The sequence below is a fragment of the Cupriavidus basilensis genome, assembly GCF_029335485.1.
Taxonomy (GTDB): Bacteria; Pseudomonadota; Gammaproteobacteria; order Burkholderiales; family Burkholderiaceae; genus Cupriavidus; species Cupriavidus basilensis_E.
In genome coordinates this window covers 11,360-26,168 of sequence record NZ_JARJLM010000650.1, presented here as the reverse complement: position 1 = coordinate 26,168, position 14,809 = coordinate 11,360, and the positions used below count along the sequence as shown (strand labels likewise).

28 protein-coding genes are annotated in these 14,809 nt (G+C 60.2%); all 28 read left to right on the top strand.

The window, feature by feature from the left end; all coding sequences use genetic code 11:
- Positions 1-263: 263 nt before the first annotated feature.
- The 28 genes from rplC (at position 264) to rplQ (ending at position 14,685) form a co-directional block, all read left to right on the top strand.
- Positions 264-914 carry a 50S ribosomal protein L3 gene (gene rplC / locus P3W85_RS40035; protein WP_017225239.1) on the top strand — a complete coding sequence of 217 codons (651 nt, stop codon included), beginning with the start codon at positions 264-266 and terminating at the stop codon, positions 912-914.
- 11 nt (positions 915-925) lie between these two features.
- Positions 926-1,546 (top strand): 50S ribosomal protein L4, encoded by a 621-nt coding sequence (gene rplD, locus P3W85_RS40030; protein ID WP_017225238.1) that lies wholly within the window; start codon positions 926-928, stop codon positions 1,544-1,546.
- Positions 1,543-1,857: a 50S ribosomal protein L23 gene (rplW, locus tag P3W85_RS40025; RefSeq protein ID WP_006160473.1), complete on the top strand. Its 315-nt coding sequence runs from the start codon at positions 1,543-1,545 to the stop codon at positions 1,855-1,857. The genes rplD and rplW overlap by 4 nt, the downstream gene beginning before the upstream one ends.
- Before the next feature lie 2 nt (positions 1,858-1,859).
- On the top strand, positions 1,860-2,690 hold the full coding sequence (rplB, locus tag P3W85_RS40020; RefSeq protein ID WP_017225237.1) for a 50S ribosomal protein L2: 831 nt from the start codon (positions 1,860-1,862) through the stop codon (positions 2,688-2,690).
- A gap of 21 nt (positions 2,691-2,711) precedes the next feature.
- Positions 2,712-2,987, top strand: coding sequence for a 30S ribosomal protein S19 (gene rpsS / locus P3W85_RS40015; protein ID WP_017225236.1), 276 nt, complete (start codon positions 2,712-2,714; stop codon positions 2,985-2,987).
- A gap of 9 nt (positions 2,988-2,996) precedes the next feature.
- A complete protein-coding gene (gene rplV / locus P3W85_RS40010) occupies positions 2,997-3,326 on the top strand; it encodes a 50S ribosomal protein L22 (RefSeq protein WP_017225235.1) in 330 nt (109 codons plus the stop codon).
- A gap of 9 nt (positions 3,327-3,335) precedes the next feature.
- Positions 3,336-4,142 carry a 30S ribosomal protein S3 gene (gene rpsC / locus P3W85_RS40005; protein WP_017225234.1) on the top strand — a complete coding sequence of 269 codons (807 nt, stop codon included), beginning with the start codon at positions 3,336-3,338 and terminating at the stop codon, positions 4,140-4,142.
- Between the two features lie 2 nt (positions 4,143-4,144).
- Positions 4,145-4,561, top strand: a complete 417-nt coding sequence (gene rplP / locus P3W85_RS40000) for a 50S ribosomal protein L16 (RefSeq protein ID WP_013958242.1) — start codon at positions 4,145-4,147, stop codon at positions 4,559-4,561.
- Between the two features lie 11 nt (positions 4,562-4,572).
- Complete coding sequence (gene rpmC / locus P3W85_RS39995; protein ID WP_006160464.1) at positions 4,573-4,767, top strand: 50S ribosomal protein L29; 195 nt, start codon at positions 4,573-4,575, stop codon at positions 4,765-4,767.
- On the top strand, positions 4,764-5,042 hold the full coding sequence (rpsQ, locus tag P3W85_RS39990) for a 30S ribosomal protein S17 (protein ID WP_006160462.1): 279 nt from the start codon (positions 4,764-4,766) through the stop codon (positions 5,040-5,042). The genes rpmC and rpsQ overlap by 4 nt, the downstream gene beginning before the upstream one ends.
- 277 nt (positions 5,043-5,319) lie before the next feature.
- Complete coding sequence (gene rplN / locus P3W85_RS39985) at positions 5,320-5,688, top strand: 50S ribosomal protein L14 (protein ID WP_017225233.1); 369 nt, start codon at positions 5,320-5,322, stop codon at positions 5,686-5,688.
- A gap of 9 nt (positions 5,689-5,697) precedes the next feature.
- Positions 5,698-6,006, top strand: a complete 309-nt coding sequence (rplX, locus tag P3W85_RS39980; protein ID WP_017225232.1) for a 50S ribosomal protein L24 — start codon at positions 5,698-5,700, stop codon at positions 6,004-6,006.
- A 25-nt stretch (positions 6,007-6,031) separates the two neighbouring features.
- Positions 6,032-6,574: a 50S ribosomal protein L5 gene (rplE, locus tag P3W85_RS39975; protein ID WP_017225231.1), complete on the top strand. Its 543-nt coding sequence runs from the start codon at positions 6,032-6,034 to the stop codon at positions 6,572-6,574.
- A gap of 9 nt (positions 6,575-6,583) precedes the next feature.
- Positions 6,584-6,889, top strand: a complete 306-nt coding sequence (rpsN, locus tag P3W85_RS39970) for a 30S ribosomal protein S14 (RefSeq protein ID WP_035807814.1) — start codon at positions 6,584-6,586, stop codon at positions 6,887-6,889.
- 27 nt (positions 6,890-6,916) lie between these two features.
- Positions 6,917-7,312 (top strand): 30S ribosomal protein S8, encoded by a 396-nt coding sequence (gene rpsH, locus P3W85_RS39965; RefSeq protein ID WP_017225229.1) that lies wholly within the window; start codon positions 6,917-6,919, stop codon positions 7,310-7,312.
- Between the two features lie 9 nt (positions 7,313-7,321).
- On the top strand, positions 7,322-7,855 hold the full coding sequence (gene rplF / locus P3W85_RS39960; RefSeq protein WP_017225228.1) for a 50S ribosomal protein L6: 534 nt from the start codon (positions 7,322-7,324) through the stop codon (positions 7,853-7,855).
- An 11-nt stretch (positions 7,856-7,866) separates the two neighbouring features.
- Positions 7,867-8,223, top strand: coding sequence for a 50S ribosomal protein L18 (gene rplR, locus P3W85_RS39955; protein ID WP_006160450.1), 357 nt, complete (start codon positions 7,867-7,869; stop codon positions 8,221-8,223).
- 21 nt (positions 8,224-8,244) lie between these two features.
- The gene (rpsE, locus tag P3W85_RS39950; protein ID WP_006160449.1) at positions 8,245-8,763 is read left to right on the top strand and encodes a 30S ribosomal protein S5; all 519 of its coding nucleotides are present in this window, start codon (positions 8,245-8,247) and stop codon (positions 8,761-8,763) included.
- 13 nt (positions 8,764-8,776) lie between these two features.
- Positions 8,777-8,965: a 50S ribosomal protein L30 gene (rpmD, locus tag P3W85_RS39945; protein WP_017225226.1), complete on the top strand. Its 189-nt coding sequence runs from the start codon at positions 8,777-8,779 to the stop codon at positions 8,963-8,965.
- 22 nt (positions 8,966-8,987) lie between these two features.
- Positions 8,988-9,422: a 50S ribosomal protein L15 gene (gene rplO, locus P3W85_RS39940; RefSeq protein WP_017225225.1), complete on the top strand. Its 435-nt coding sequence runs from the start codon at positions 8,988-8,990 to the stop codon at positions 9,420-9,422.
- Between the two features lie 48 nt (positions 9,423-9,470).
- Positions 9,471-10,814: a preprotein translocase subunit SecY gene (secY, locus tag P3W85_RS39935; protein ID WP_017225224.1), complete on the top strand. Its 1,344-nt coding sequence runs from the start codon at positions 9,471-9,473 to the stop codon at positions 10,812-10,814.
- A 23-nt stretch (positions 10,815-10,837) separates the two neighbouring features.
- Positions 10,838-11,056 (top strand): translation initiation factor IF-1, encoded by a 219-nt coding sequence (gene infA, locus P3W85_RS39930; protein ID WP_006160436.1) that lies wholly within the window; start codon positions 10,838-10,840, stop codon positions 11,054-11,056.
- Between the two features lie 31 nt (positions 11,057-11,087).
- Positions 11,088-11,204, top strand: a complete 117-nt coding sequence (rpmJ, locus tag P3W85_RS39925; protein WP_006160433.1) for a 50S ribosomal protein L36 — start codon at positions 11,088-11,090, stop codon at positions 11,202-11,204.
- 19 nt (positions 11,205-11,223) lie between these two features.
- Entirely contained in the window at positions 11,224-11,589 is a 366-nt protein-coding gene (gene rpsM, locus P3W85_RS39920; RefSeq protein ID WP_006160431.1) for a 30S ribosomal protein S13, read from the top strand.
- A gap of 24 nt (positions 11,590-11,613) precedes the next feature.
- A complete protein-coding gene (rpsK, locus tag P3W85_RS39915; RefSeq protein ID WP_017225223.1) occupies positions 11,614-12,015 on the top strand; it encodes a 30S ribosomal protein S11 in 402 nt (133 codons plus the stop codon).
- A 325-nt stretch (positions 12,016-12,340) separates the two neighbouring features.
- Positions 12,341-12,964 carry a 30S ribosomal protein S4 gene (rpsD, locus tag P3W85_RS39910; protein ID WP_006160429.1) on the top strand — a complete coding sequence of 208 codons (624 nt, stop codon included), beginning with the start codon at positions 12,341-12,343 and terminating at the stop codon, positions 12,962-12,964.
- A 182-nt stretch (positions 12,965-13,146) separates the two neighbouring features.
- Complete coding sequence (locus tag P3W85_RS39905) at positions 13,147-14,127, top strand: DNA-directed RNA polymerase subunit alpha (protein ID WP_017225222.1); 981 nt, start codon at positions 13,147-13,149, stop codon at positions 14,125-14,127.
- Between the two features lie 162 nt (positions 14,128-14,289).
- A complete protein-coding gene (gene rplQ, locus P3W85_RS39900) occupies positions 14,290-14,685 on the top strand; it encodes a 50S ribosomal protein L17 (RefSeq protein ID WP_035807808.1) in 396 nt (131 codons plus the stop codon).
- Positions 14,686-14,809 lie beyond the last annotated feature (124 nt).

Here is a 14,809-nt window from a genome sequence, read left to right as displayed (position 1 = left end):
CCGGAAATCGCATTCCAGCGGTGCTTCGCCAAGCGTAAGCATCACAAAACAACACCTGCCGCCCCCGCAGCCCCCAACTTCCCAAACCATCCTTGCTAATTCCAAACCAGTTCGATATAGTGTAAGGCTACCCATTTGTCTATGGGTAGTGGGCTGGCCAGTTTGGCCGCGCGCAGTCTTCTTCAGCGCAAGCCCCGCACTGCAAACACAGTTTTCGTGTATCAATCAGCCCCGGCCAATCGCAGCTGGGAATGGAGCAAACCATGAGCCTTGGCCTTGTAGGTCGCAAGGTTGGCATGACCCGTATTTTCACGGACGACGGTGATTCGATTCCCGTTACCGTGGTCGAGGTCGGCGACAACCGCGTGACGCAAATCAAGACGGACGAGACCGACGGTTATACCGCCGTTCAAGTCACTTTCGGCGCACGCCGCGCTAGCCGCGTCACCAAGCCGCTGGCGGGTCACCTCGCCAAAGCCGGTGTAGAAGCTGGCGAAATCATCCGCGAATTCCGTATCGATGCCGCTAAGGCTGGCGAACTGCAAGCTGGCGGTTCGCTGTCGGTCGACCTGTTCGAAGTCGGTCAGAAGATCGACGTCCAGGGCGTGACCATCGGTAAGGGCTACGCCGGTACCATCAAGCGCCACCACTTCGCTTCGGGTCGTGCCACCCACGGTAACTCGCGTTCGCACAACGTGCCGGGTTCCATCGGTATGGCGCAGGATCCGGGCCGTGTGTTCCCCGGCAAGCGCATGACTGGCCACCTGGGTGACGTCACCCGCACCGTCCAGAACCTGGAAATCGCCAAGATCGACGCAGAGCGCAAGCTGCTGCTGGTCAAGGGCGCTATTCCCGGCTCCAAGGGCGGCAAGGTTATCGTTACCCCGGCCGTCAAGGCCAAAGCCAAAGCTTAAGGAGCGAATCAATGGAACTCAAGCTCCTCCAGGACAATGGCCAGATCGGCGCAGGCGTTGACGCTTCGCCCGAAGTCTTCGGCCGTGACTACAACGAAGCCCTCGTTCACCAGGTCGTCGTCGCTTACCAGGCCAACGCTCGCAGCGGTAACCGTAAGCAGAAGGACCGTGAAGAGGTCAAGCACACGACCAAGAAGCCTTGGCGCCAGAAGGGTACGGGCCGCGCTCGTGCCGGTATGTCTTCCTCGCCGCTGTGGCGCGGGGGCGGCCGCATCTTCCCGAATTCGCCGGAAGAGAACTTCAGCCAGAAGGTCAACAAGAAGATGTTCCGTGCCGGCATGCGCTCGATCTACTCGCAGCTCGCACGTGAAGGTCGTATCAACGTGGTGGACGGTTTCACCGTCGATGCGCCCAAGACCAAGCTCTTGGCCGACAAGTTCAAGGCCATGGGCCTGGACTCGGTGCTGATCATCACCGACAGCCTCGACGAAAACCTCTACCTGGCTTCGCGCAACCTGCCGCACGTGGCAGTTGTCGAGCCGCGCCAGGCTGACCCGCTGTCGCTCGTGCACTACAAGAAGGTGCTGGTGACCAAGGCAGCCGTCGCGCAGATCGAGGAGTTGCTGAAATGACGCAAGTAGCCAAGAACGATCATCGTTTGATGCAGGTGCTGCTCGCGCCGGTGGTTTCCGAAAAGGCAACCCTGGTCGCCGACAAGAACGAACAAGTCGTGTTCGAAGTCGCTCGCGATGCCAACAAGGCAGACGTGAAGGCGGCAGTCGAACTGCTGTTCAAGGTCGAGGTGCAGTCCGTTCAGATCCTGAACCAAAAGGGCAAGCAAAAGCGCTTTGGCCGCTTCATGGGGCGTCGCAACCACGTGAAGAAGGCTTACGTTTCGCTCAAGCCGGGTCAGGAAATCAATTTTGAAGCGGAGGCCAAGTAATCATGGCACTCGTCAAGACCAAGCCGACGTCCCCGGGCCGTCGCTCCATGGTAAAGGTTGTTAACCCCAACCTGCACAAGGGCGCGCCCCATGCTCCGCTGCTGGAAAAGCAATTCCAGAAGTCGGGCCGTAACAACAATGGTCATATCACCACCCGCCACAAGGGCGGTGGTCATAAGCACCACTATCGCGTGGTCGACTTCAAGCGCAACGACAAGGACGGCATCCCCGCCAAGGTCGAGCGCCTGGAATACGATCCGAACCGCAGCGCCAATATCGCGCTGGTGCTGTTCGCCGACGGCGAGCGCCGCTACATCATCGCCACCAAGGGCATGGTAGTTGGCCAGCCGCTGATGAACGGCTCGGAAGCTGCGATCAAGTCGGGTAACAACCTGCCGATCCGCAACATCCCGGTTGGTACCACCATCCACTGCGTGGAAATGCTGCCGGGCAAGGGCGCCCAGATCGCTCGCGCCGCAGGCGGTTCCGCCGTGCTGCTGGCTCGCGAAGGCATCTACGCCCAGGTTCGCCTGCGCTCCGGTGAAGTGCGCCGCGTTCACATCGAATGCCGCGCCACCATCGGTGAAGTTGGCAACGAAGAGCACAGCCTGCGCGTTATCGGCAAGGCCGGCGCGACCCGTTGGCGCGGTATCCGCCCGACGGTTCGTGGCGTAGTGATGAACCCGGTGGACCACCCGCACGGTGGTGGTGAAGGCAAGACCGCTGCTGGTCGCGACCCGGTTTCGCCGTGGGGTACCCCGGCCAAGGGTTACCGTACCCGCAGCAACAAGCGCACTGCCAGCATGATCGTGCAGCGCCGCCACAAGCGTTAATCGGTAGGTAGGAGCCTAGACATGACACGTTCCGCAAAAAAGGGTCCGTTCTGTGACGCCCACCTGCTGAAAAAGGTGGAAGCGGCCTCAGGCGGCAAGGACAAGAAGCCCATCAAGACTTGGTCGCGTCGCTCGACCATTCTGCCGGAATTCATCGGCCTGACGATCGCCGTGCACAACGGCCGTCAACACGTGCCGGTGTACGTTTCGGAAAACATGGTTGGCCACAAGCTCGGCGAATTTGCGCTCACGCGTACGTTCAAGGGCCACGCGGCTGACAAGAAAGCGAAGAGGTAAGGTGCCATCATGGAAGTGAAAGCGATTCATCGCGGTGCCCGCATCTCCGCCCAGAAAACGCGCCTGGTCGCTGACCAGATCCGCGGTCTGCCGATCGAGCGCGCGCTCAACATCCTGACGTTCAGCCCGAAAAAGGCTGCCGGGATCGTGAAGAAGGTGGTCGAATCGGCCATCGCCAACGCCGAGCACAACGAAGGCGCCGACATCGACGAACTGAAGGTCAAGACCATCTACGTCGACAAGGCAACCTCGCTCAAGCGTTTCACGGCACGAGCAAAGGGCCGCGGCAACCGTATCGAGAAACAAACTTGTCACATTACTGTGACGCTCGGCAACTAAGGAGTCACGATGGGACAGAAGATTCATCCGACTGGCTTCCGTCTGGCCGTCAGCCGTAACTGGGCTTCGCGTTGGTACGCCAACAACACGAAGTTCGCCGGCATGCTGAAAGAAGACATCGAAGTTCGCGAGTTTCTGAAGAAGAAGCTCAAGAACGCTTCGGTTGGCCGCGTCGTGATCGAGCGCCCCGCCCGCAATGCACGTCTCACCATCTATAGCTCGCGTCCGGGCGTGGTGATCGGCAAGAAGGGTGAGGACATCGAACTGCTCAAGGCCGAGCTGCAACGCCGCATGGGTGTGCCCGTGCACGTGAACATCGAGGAAATCCGCAAGCCGGAAACCGATGCGCAGCTGATCGCCGACTCGATCACCCAGCAGCTCGAGCGCCGTATCATGTTCCGCCGCGCCATGAAGCGCGCGATGCAGAACGCGATGCGCCTCGGTGCCCAGGGCATCAAGATCATGAGCGCCGGTCGTCTGAACGGCATCGAAATCGCTCGTACCGAATGGTATCGCGAAGGTCGTGTGCCCCTGCACACCCTGCGCGCCGACATCGACTACGGCTTCTCCGAAGCAGAAACCACCTACGGCATCATCGGTGTCAAGGTGTGGGTCTACAAGGGTGATCACCTCGGCCGCAATGACGCGCCGGTGGTGGAAGAGCCGCAAGACGAGCGTCGTCGTCGCCCGGGTCGTCCCGATGGTCGTCGCCGTGAAGGCGAAGGCGGCCGTCCGGGTGGCAACCGTCGCGGTGGTGCTGGCGCCGGTGCCGGTCGCCGCGCTGCGCCTGGCGCAGATGCGAAGAGTGGAGAATAACGATGCTGCAACCTAAGCGCAGAAAATACCGCAAGGAGCAGAAAGGCCGCAACACGGGTAAGGCTACCCGTGGCAACGCCGTGTCTTTCGGCGAATTCGGCCTGAAGGCAATGGGCCGTGGTCGTCTGACGGCTCGCCAGATCGAGTCGGCACGTCGTGCGATGACCCGTCACATCAAGCGTGGCGGCCGCATCTGGATCCGGATTTTCCCGGACAAGCCGATCTCGAAGAAGCCCGCCGAAGTCCGTATGGGTAACGGTAAGGGTAATCCGGAATACTACGTGGCAGAAATCCAGCCGGGCAAGATGCTGTACGAAATGGATGGCGTGACGGAAGACCTGGCGCGTGAGGCGTTCCGCCTCGCAGCTGCCAAGCTGCCGATCGCCACCAATTTCGTGGTGCGCCAGGTCGGGACGTAAGGAGAGCAGGGATGAAAGCATCCGAACTTCGCGGCAAAGATGCCGCCGGGCTGAACCAGGAGCTCTCCGAGCTGCTGAAGGCCCAATTTAGCCTGCGCATGCAAAAGGCCACCCAACAGCTGCAGAACACCAGCCAGCTGAAGAAGGTGCGCAAGGACATCGCGCGGGTGCAAACCGTGCTGAACGAAAAGGCGACCTCGAAATGACTGAAACTGCACAAACGGAATCGTCGCTTCGCCGCACGCTGGTCGGCCGGGTAGTTAGCGACAAGATGGACAAGACCGTCACGGTCCTGATCGAAAACCGCGTCAAGCATCCTCTGTACGGCAAGTACGTGCTGCGTTCCAAGAAGTACCACGCACACGACGAAGCCAACCAGTACAAGGAAGGCGACAAGGTCGAGATCCAGGAAACGCGTCCGCTGTCGCGGACCAAATCCTGGGTGGTTTCCCGTCTGGTCGAAGCTGCGCGCGTCATCTAAAAACCACAAGGTTTTCGGTTGACTTGCGAGTCCAGGGTTATGTTGCTATAATCCTGGACTTCCGCTTTGTTGCATTCGCCTTAGTTGTATCACCCCGGCGAGTCGATGAAGCGAACCTAGGCCGAGCGGCTCCTGATTAACCATGTTCAGGCCGCCTGGTAACTACCGACTTCAAAGTTGATCAACCCAAACGGTTGCTGGCGCAAAGCCGGAAGCCGACGGGACCAAGACTGACCGGCGGGCGTTGCCCGGTGGATTAAGTTGGGAAGATAACACCATGATTCAGACAGAAAGCCGGCTCGAAGTGGCCGATAACACTGGTGCGCGCGAAGTTCTGTGCATCAAAGTGCTGGGTGGGTCCAAGCGCCGCTATGCGAGCGTGGGCGACATCATCAAGGTGACCGTCAAAGACGCAGCACCGCGCGGTCGCGTGAAGAAGGGCGATATTTACAACGCCGTCGTCGTGCGTACCGCCAAGGGCGTGCGTCGCGCTGATGGTTCGCTCGTCAAGTTCGACAGCAATGCCGCTGTCCTGCTGAACACCAAGCTCGAGCCGATCGGCACCCGTATTTTCGGGCCGGTGACTCGTGAACTCCGTACCGAGCGCTTCATGAAGATCGTGTCGCTCGCGCCGGAAGTGCTGTAAGGAGCCGCCATGAACAAGATTCGTAAAGGCGACGAAGTCATCGTCCTGACCGGAAAAGACAAGGGCAAGCGCGGTACCGTGCAAGCCATGCTCGGCGACAAGGTCGTGGTGGAAGGCGTCAACGTTGCCAAGAAGCACGCACGTCCGAACCCGATGCTGGGCACCACTGGTGGCGTCGTCGACAAGGTCATGCCGCTGCATATTTCTAACGTTGCGCTCGTGGATGCCAATGGCAAGCCGTCGCGCGTCGGTATCAAGGTGGAAGACGGCAAGCGTGTGCGCGTGCTGAAGACCACCGGTGCCGTCGTGGCAGCTTGATTCTGGGCACAGATAGGAGTTGAGCATGACTGCACGTCTGCAAGAGTTTTACAAAGAACAGGTTGTACCGAAGCTGATCGAACAATTCGGCTTCAAGTCGGTCATGGAAGTGCCGCGCATCACCAAGATCACCCTGAACATGGGCCTTGGCGAAGCCATCAATGACAAGAAGGTCATTGAGCTGGCAGTGGGCGACCTGACCAAGATCGCCGGCCAGAAGCCGGTGGTGACCAAGGCCAAGAAGGCAATCGCCGGCTTCAAGATCCGCCAGGGCTATCCCATCGGCGCGATGGTGACGCTGCGCGGCGAGCGCATGTTCGAATTCCTGGACCGTTTCGTGACCGTGGCCCTGCCGCGCGTGCGTGACTTCCGTGGTGTGTCGGGCCGCTCGTTCGATGGTCGTGGCAACTACAACATCGGTGTGAAAGAGCAGATCATTTTCCCCGAAATTGAGTACGACAAGATCGACGCACTGCGTGGTCTGAACATCAGCATCACGACGACGGCGAAGAATGACGAGGAAGCCAAGGCACTCCTCGCAGCATTCAAGTTCCCGTTCCGTAATTAAGGGGTTACCGTGGCTAAATTGGCTCTGATTGAACGTGAGAAGAAGCGCGCCAAGCTCGTGGCAAAGTATGCCGACAAGCGCGCAACCCTCAAGGCCATTATCGACGACCAGGAAAAGTCGGAAGAAGAGCGTTATGGCGCACGTCTGGAGCTGCAACAGCTCCCGCGCAACGCGAACCCGACCCGTCAGCGCAATCGTTGCGCCATCACCGGTCGTCCCCGCGGTACCTTCCGCAAGTTTGGCCTGGCGCGTAACAAGATCCGTGAGATCGCCTTCCGTGGCGAAATTCCGGGTCTGACGAAAGCCAGCTGGTAATTACGCACAGGCTACAGGAGAAACAGTATGAGCATGAGCGATCCTATCGCCGATATGCTGACGCGCATCCGCAACGCCCAAGGCGTGCAGAAAGCGTCGGTTGTCATGCCGTCGTCGAAGCTGAAAGTGGCAATCGCCAAGGTCCTCAAGGACGAAGGCTACATCGACGACTATGCCGTGAAAGAAGAAGGCGGCAAGGCACAACTGAGCATCGGTCTGAAGTACTACGCGGGCCGTCCGGTCATCGAGCGCATTGAGCGCGTCTCGAAGCCTGGTCTGCGCGTGTACAAGGGCCGCAGCGACATCCCCCAAGTGATGAACGGCCTCGGCGTCGCAATCATCTCGACCCCCCAGGGTCTGATGACCGATCGCAAGGCACGTGCCACTGGCGTGGGCGGCGAAGTTCTTTGCTACGTCGCGTAAGGAGTAACCATGTCCCGTGTAGGTAAGGCTCCCATCGCGCTGCCCAAAGGCGCAGAAGTGAATCTGGCAGCTGGCGTGCTCTCCGTTAAGGGCCCGCTCGGCACGCTGACGCAGCCGATCCACAGCCTGGTCAAGGTCAATGTCGAAAACGACACGCTGACTTTCGTCCCCGCTGATGAATCGCGTGAAGCAAACGCACTGCAGGGCACCATGCGCGCCCTGGTGGCCAATATGGTCAAGGGTGTGACCACCGGTTTCGAGCGCAAGCTTAACCTGGTCGGCGTGGGCTATCGTGCCCAGCTGCAAGGTACTGCGCTGAAGCTCCAGCTTGGTTTCTCGCACGACGTGATCCATGCGATGCCGGAAGGCGTGACGGCGGCAACGCCCACGCAGACCGAGATCATCATCAAGGGTGCGGACAAGCAGAAAGTCGGTCAGGTTGCAGCGGAAGTCCGCGCATACCGTCCGCCTGAGCCCTATAAGGGCAAGGGTGTTCGTTATGCGGACGAGCGCGTCATCCTGAAGGAAACCAAGAAGAAGTAAGGGGTGCAATGATGAACAAGAAAGACGCTCGTTTGCGCCGTGCACGTCAGACCCGCGCCAAAATCGCGGAGATGAAGATCAATCGTCTGACCGTGTTCCGTACGAATTCGCATATTTACGCCCAGGTCTACTCGCCGTGCGGCACGCAAGTGCTGGCATCGGCTTCGACCGCCGAGGCAGAAGTGCGCAAGGAACTGACCGGCAGCGGTGCTACCGCCGCCGCCGCGACCCTGATTGGCAAGCGCATCGCCGAAAAGGCGAAGGCTGCTGGCGTGGAGACCGTTGCGTTCGATCGCGGCGGCTTCCGCTTCCATGGTCGCGTGAAGGCACTGGCTGACGCAGCTCGCGAAGCCGGCCTTAAGTTCTAAGCGCACATAGAGAGATACGTCATGGCAAAAATGCAAGCAAAAGTCCAGCAGGACGAACGCGACGACGGCCTCCGCGAGAAGATGATCTCGGTCAACCGCGTCACCAAGGTGGTGAAGGGCGGCCGGATTCTCGGTTTCGCTGCGCTGACCGTGGTTGGTGACGGCGATGGCCGCATCGGCATGGGCAAGGGCAAGGCCAAGGAAGTGCCCGTTGCAGTTCAGAAGGCAATGGACGAAGCCCGTCGCAAGATGGTCAAGGTCTCGCTGAAGAACGGCACGCTGCAACACGAAGTCGTGGGCAAGCACGGCGCCGCCAAGGTGCTGATGATGCCGGCCAAGGAAGGTACCGGCGTGATCGCCGGCGGCCCGATGCGCGCTATTTTCGAGGTGATGGGCGTGACCAACGTCGTCACCAAGTCGCACGGCTCGACCAATCCGTACAACATGGTTCGCGCCACGCTGGACGGTCTTCAAAAGATGAGCACGCCCGGCGAGATCGCCGCCAAGCGCGGCAAGTCGGTTGAAGACATCCTCGGTTAAGGAGTCGGACGAAATGTCGCAGCAGCAAAAAACCGTAAAAGTGCAACTCGTGCGTGGCCTGATCGGCACGCGTGAGGATCATCGCGCCACCGTGCGTGGCCTGGGTCTGCGCCGCATCAACTCGGTGTCGGAACTGGAAGACACGCCCGCAGTGCGCGGCATGATCAACAAGGTGTCGTACCTGGTCAAGGTTCTGGCCTGATACCCGAGACACGGAGAGCAACATGCAACTGAACAACCTGAAACCGGCCGCCGGTTCGAAGCACGCAAAGCGTCGCGTCGGCCGTGGTATCGGCTCCGGCCTGGGCAAGACTGCCGGTCGCGGTCACAAGGGTCAGAAGTCGCGTTCGGGCGGCTTCCACAAGGTCGGCTTCGAAGGCGGTCAAATGCCGCTGTATCGTCGCCTGCCGAAGCGCGGCTTCACCTCGCTGACGAAGGTCTTCACCGCTGAGGTGACCCTGCGCGACATCGAGCGTCTGGAAGCGGCTGAAGTGGACCTGCTCGTTCTGAAGCAGGCTGGCCTGGTGGCCGAGCTGGTCAAGAGCGCCAAGGTCATCAAGGCTGGCGAACTGACCCGCAAGGTAACGATCAAGGGTCTGGGTGCCACCGCTGGCGCCAAGGCTGCGATCGAAGCCGCCGGCGGTCAGATCGCGGCGTAATTTAGCAGCAGATTTCGCAGCATAGGCGAGTCACAGTCGGAGCATCGTTTGGCCACGGCGAAACCCAATGCAAGCACGCAAGCCAAGAACACGGCGAAGTACGGCGACCTGAAGCGCCGGCTGATGTTCCTGGTGCTGGCCCTGATCGTGTACCGCATCGGAGCGCATATTCCGGTGCCGGGAATCGATCCGGAACAGCTTGCGAAGCTTTTCCAGAGTCAGTCGGGTGGCATCCTCGGGATGTTCAACCTGTTCTCGGGCGGTGCGCTGTCGCGCTTTACCGTCTTCGCGCTCGGCATCATGCCGTACATCTCGGCGTCGATCATCATGCAATTGCTGACGATCGTGCTGCCGCAGCTGGAGTCGTTGAAGAAGGAAGGGCAGGCGGGTCAACGCAAGATCACGCAGTACACGCGCTACGGCACGGTGGTTCTGGCCACCTTCCAGGCGCTGTCGATTGCAGTCGCGCTGGAATCTCAGCCCGGCCTGGTAATCGATCCGGGCCTGATGTTCCGGGCTACGGCAGTGATTACGCTGGTGACCGGCACGATGTTCCTGATGTGGCTGGGTGAGCAGATCACCGAGCGGGGTCTCGGCAACGGCATCTCGATCATCATCTTCGGCGGTATCGCGGCGGGCTTGCCCAATGCGATCGGCGGGCTCTTCGAACTGGTTCGCACCGGTTCCATGAGCATCATTGCATCGATCCTGATCGTTGCAATCATCGCCGGCGTTACCTTTGCCGTGGTGTTTGTCGAGCGTGGCCAGCGCAAGATCCTGGTGAACTATGCCAAGCGTCAGGTCGGCAACAAGGTGTATGGCGGACAATCGTCGCACCTGCCGCTGAAGCTGAACATGGCAGGGGTGATTCCGCCGATCTTCGCATCGTCGATCATCCTGTTCCCGGCGACCATCGCGGGCTGGTTCACCTCTGACTCGACGAGCGCCGTCGGCAGGTTCGTCAAGGACCTGGCTGCGACGTTGTCGCCGGGACAGCCGGTCTACATCCTGCTGTACGCCGCTGCGATTATATTTTTCTGCTTCTTCTATACGGCTCTGGTGTACAACAGCCGGGAAGTGGCGGACAACCTGAAGAAAAGCGGTGCCTTCATTCCGGGCATTCGTCCGGGCGAGCAGACGACGCGCTACATCGACAAGATTCTTGTCCGTCTGACGCTGGCTGGTGCGATCTACATCACACTGGTCTGCCTGTTGCCGGAATTCCTGGTACTGCGCTGGAACGTTCCGTTCTATTTTGGCGGAACCTCGTTGCTGATCATCGTGGTCGTCACGATGGACTTCATGGCCCAGGTCCAGTCCTATGTCATGTCGCAGCAATATGAGTCCCTGCTGAAGAAGGCGAATTTCAAGGGTAATCTGACCTTGCGCTGAAGCCGGGTCGGTACAGGCTAGGTATGGCAAAAGACGACGTCATCCAGATGCAGGGGGAGGTCCTGGAAAACCTTCCCAACGCGACGTTCCGCGTCAAACTGGAAAACGGCCATGTAGTGTTGGGCCATATCTCCGGCAAGATGCGAATGAACTACATCCGGATTCTTCCGGGTGATCGGGTGACGGTTGAGCTGACCCCATATGATCTGTCACGCGCGCGCATCGTCTTTCGGACGAAGTGACGCGAACAGGAATTGAAGGAAGAGGAAAATCATGAAAGTGCTGGCTTCTGTTAAGCGCATTTGCCGCAACTGCAAAGTTATCAAGCGCAACGGTGTCGTGCGCGTGATCTGCTCGTCGGATCCCCGCCACAAGCAACGCCAAGGCTAATCGGAAAGAGGATTGACGAATGGCACGTATCGCAGGGGTTAACATCCCGAACCACAAGCATACCGAGATCGGCCTGACGGCTATTTACGGTATCGGCCGCTCGCGCGCCCGCAAGATTTGCGTGGCCACCGGCGTTCCCTTTGACAAGAAGGTCAAGGACCTGACCGACGGCGACCTGGAAAAGCTTCGTGACGAAGTAGCCAAGGCCACGGTTGAGGGTGACCTGCGTCGTGAAACCACGATGAACATCAAGCGTCTCATGGACCTTGGTTGTTATCGTGGCGTGCGTCACCGCAGGGGTCTCCCGATGCGCGGTCAGCGCACCCGCACCAACGCCCGTACCCGCAAGGGTCCGCGTAAGGCCGGCGTGGCTCTGAAGAAGTAAAGCCGAAGGCAGAGGAAGAAACTAATGGCAAAAGGTCCGAATAACGCCGCCCAGCGCGCGCGTAAGAAGGTCAAGAAGAACGTTGCCGACGGCATTGCGCACGTCCACGCTTCGTTCAACAACACCATCATCACGATCACCGACCGTCAGGGCAATGCCCTGGCATGGGCAACCTCGGGTGGCCAGGGCTTCAAGGGTTCGCGCAAGTCGACGCCCTTCGCAGCCCAGGTTGCTGCAGAGAACGCCGGCCGCGTGGCGCAAGACCAGGGTATCAAGAACCTGGACGTGCGCATCAAGGGCCCCGGCCCTGGCCGTGAATCGGCTGTCCGTGCGCTGAACGCGCTGGGCATCAAGATCTCGGTGATCGAAGACGTGACGCCGGTGCCGCACAACGGCTGCCGTCCGCCGAAGCGCCGCCGCATCTAAGCGCCAGGTGTGATAACCGGATTGCGAGCGGGGATTCCCCGCCCGCAACCCGGTATGGTAGTATCGCACGTTGACCTGCTGCATATGCTTGCGGCAGGTTTTCGTTTTGCGTCCGGTGATTGATGGATTGATTTCTTGTCCGTCGTACGGGCGCAGCAATCAGACACATGCTTTTGCGCGTGCCTGCCTGGGATTCCCATGGGAGTCTCATCGGGAGCGCGCTGGATAAGCCCACCGTCCGCCACTCATGCATCCCCAGGGATGGAGAAGGCGGACTCGCGGCGCGTCGAAAAAGGCGCCGCGATCGATCAGGAAGGAAGATAAAGTGGCACGTTATATCGGCCCGAAGGCCAAACTCTCCCGCCGTGAAGGTACTGACCTGTTCCTGAAGAGCGCACGCCGCTCGCTTGCAGACAAGTGCAAGCTGGACAGCAAGCCGGGCCAGCACGGCCGCACCTCGGGTGCACGCACCTCCGACTACGGCAACCAGCTGCGCGAAAAGCAGAAGGTCAAGCGTATCTACGGCGTGCTCGAGCGCCAGTTCCGCCGCTACTTCGCCGAAGCCGACCGCCGCAAGGGCAACACCGGCGAGAAGCTGCTGCAGCTGCTGGAATCGCGCCTGGACAACGTCGTGTATCGCATGGGCTTCGGCTCGACCCGCGCTGAAGCGCGCCAGCTGGTGTCGCACAAGGCGATCCTGCTGAACGGTCAAGCCCTGAACGTGCCGTCGGCACAGGTCAAGGCTGGTGACGTCATCACCATCCGCGAACAGTCGAAGAAGCAAGTCCGTATCGCCGAAGCGCTGTCGCTGGCTGAGCAATCGGGTTTCCCGGCATGGGTTGCCGTGGACGCGAAGAAGTTCGAAGGCACCTTCAAGCAAGTGCCGGATCGCGCCGATATCTCGGGTGACATCAACGAAAGCCTGATCGTCGAATTGTATTCGCGTTAATCACACGAATTCTGTCCGACACCATCGAACGGTCAGGGGCTTGCGTTTCCCGTCAAGCTTCACATTCAGCCCGACGCGCTGCCGCGCGCCGGGCTTATTGCCCATCGTGCGATGGGATTTTCAGGTTCCATACGTCAGCCTTATCGGTGTAACGAGCCGAGGGTATTGAAAAGGACAACCTAATGCAAACAGCACTCCTCAAGCCTAAAATCATCGCCGTAGAGCCGCTGGGCGACCATCACGCAAAAGTCGTGATGGAGCCGTTCGAGCGTGGCTACGGCCATACGCTCGGTAACGCCCTGCGTCGCGTGCTGCTGTCGTCGATGGTCGGCTATGCCCCGACCGAAGTCACGATCGCTGGGGTGGTCCATGAGTATTCCACCATCGATGGCGTACAGGAAGACGTAGTCAACCTGCTGCTCAATCTGAAGGGTGTGGTCTTCAAGCTGCACAACCGCGACGAAGTCACGGTGTCGCTGCGCAAGGAAGGCGAAGGCGTTGTGACCGCAGCCGATATCGAGCTGCCGCACGACGTCGAAATCATCAACCCCGGCCATGTGATCGCTCACCTGTCGGCCGGCGGCAAGCTCGATATGCAGATCAAGGTCGAACAAGGCCGTGGTTATGTGCCGGGCAACGTGCGCAAGTTCGGCGACGAATCGGGCAAGGTCATTGGCCGCATCGTGCTGGACGCTTCGTTCTCGCCGGTGCGCCGCGTGTCGTACGCAGTCGAATCGGCTCGCGTGGAACAGCGTACCGACCTGGACAAGCTGGTGATGAACATCGAAACCGACGGCGTGATCTCGCCCGAGGAAGCGATTCGTCAATCGGCGCGCATCCTGGTGGACCAGCTGTCGGTGTTCGCCGCGCTGGAAGGCACCGAGTCGTCGGCGGAAGCCGCTTCGAGCCGTACGCCGCAGATCGATCCGATCCTGCTGCGCCCGGTCGACGACCTGGAGCTGACGGTGCGTTCGGCCAACTGCCTGAAGGCCGAAAACATCTACTATATCGGCGACCTGATCCAGCGTACCGAGAACGAGCTGTTGAAGACTCCGAACCTGGGTCGCAAGTCGCTCAACGAAATCAAGGAAGTGCTGGCTTCGCGCGGCCTGACCCTCGGCATGAAGCTCGAGAACTGGCCGCCCGCAGGGCTGGAGAAGTAATCAGCCGGGCGCGGCGGCGGGCTCGTCCTGTCGCCGCGCCAGGTAAATCCCGGCGACCGGCATGTGCCGGCTGCTCCATAGACTACCGGCCCGCGCCGAACCGGGAAATCTCCCGGCCAAGCGATAGAAGAGCTGGTCAAACATTGCAATAAAGGAATCATCATGCGTCACCGTCATGGTTTGCGGAAACTGAACCGCACCTCGTCGCACCGTCTCGCGATGCTGCGCAACATGTCCAACTCGCTGTTCCAGCATGAGCTGATCAAGACCACCCTGCCCAAGGCCAAGGAACTGCGCAAGGTTGTCGAGCCCCTCATCACGCTGGCCAAGAAGGACACGGTTGCCAATCGCCGCCTGGCTTTCGCCCGTCTGCGCGACCGCGACATGGTCACCAAGCTGTTCAACGAACTGGGCCCGCGTTACAACGCCCGCCCGGGCGGTTACACCCGTATCCTGAAGTTCGGTTTCCGCCAGGGCGACAACGCGCCGATGGCGCTGGTCGAGCTGGTCGACCGTCCGGAAGTCACCGAAGCCCCGGCAGAAGAAGCCGCGGAATAAGGTTGATACTGTCCCCGGTAAGCTGCGACCACCGGTCGCGGCAAGCCGCGCGGACACCGCTTACAATCGAGCCAGGCTGCATGCCTGGCTCTTTTGTTTTCGGGAGCCGGCGCTGGGGCTGACT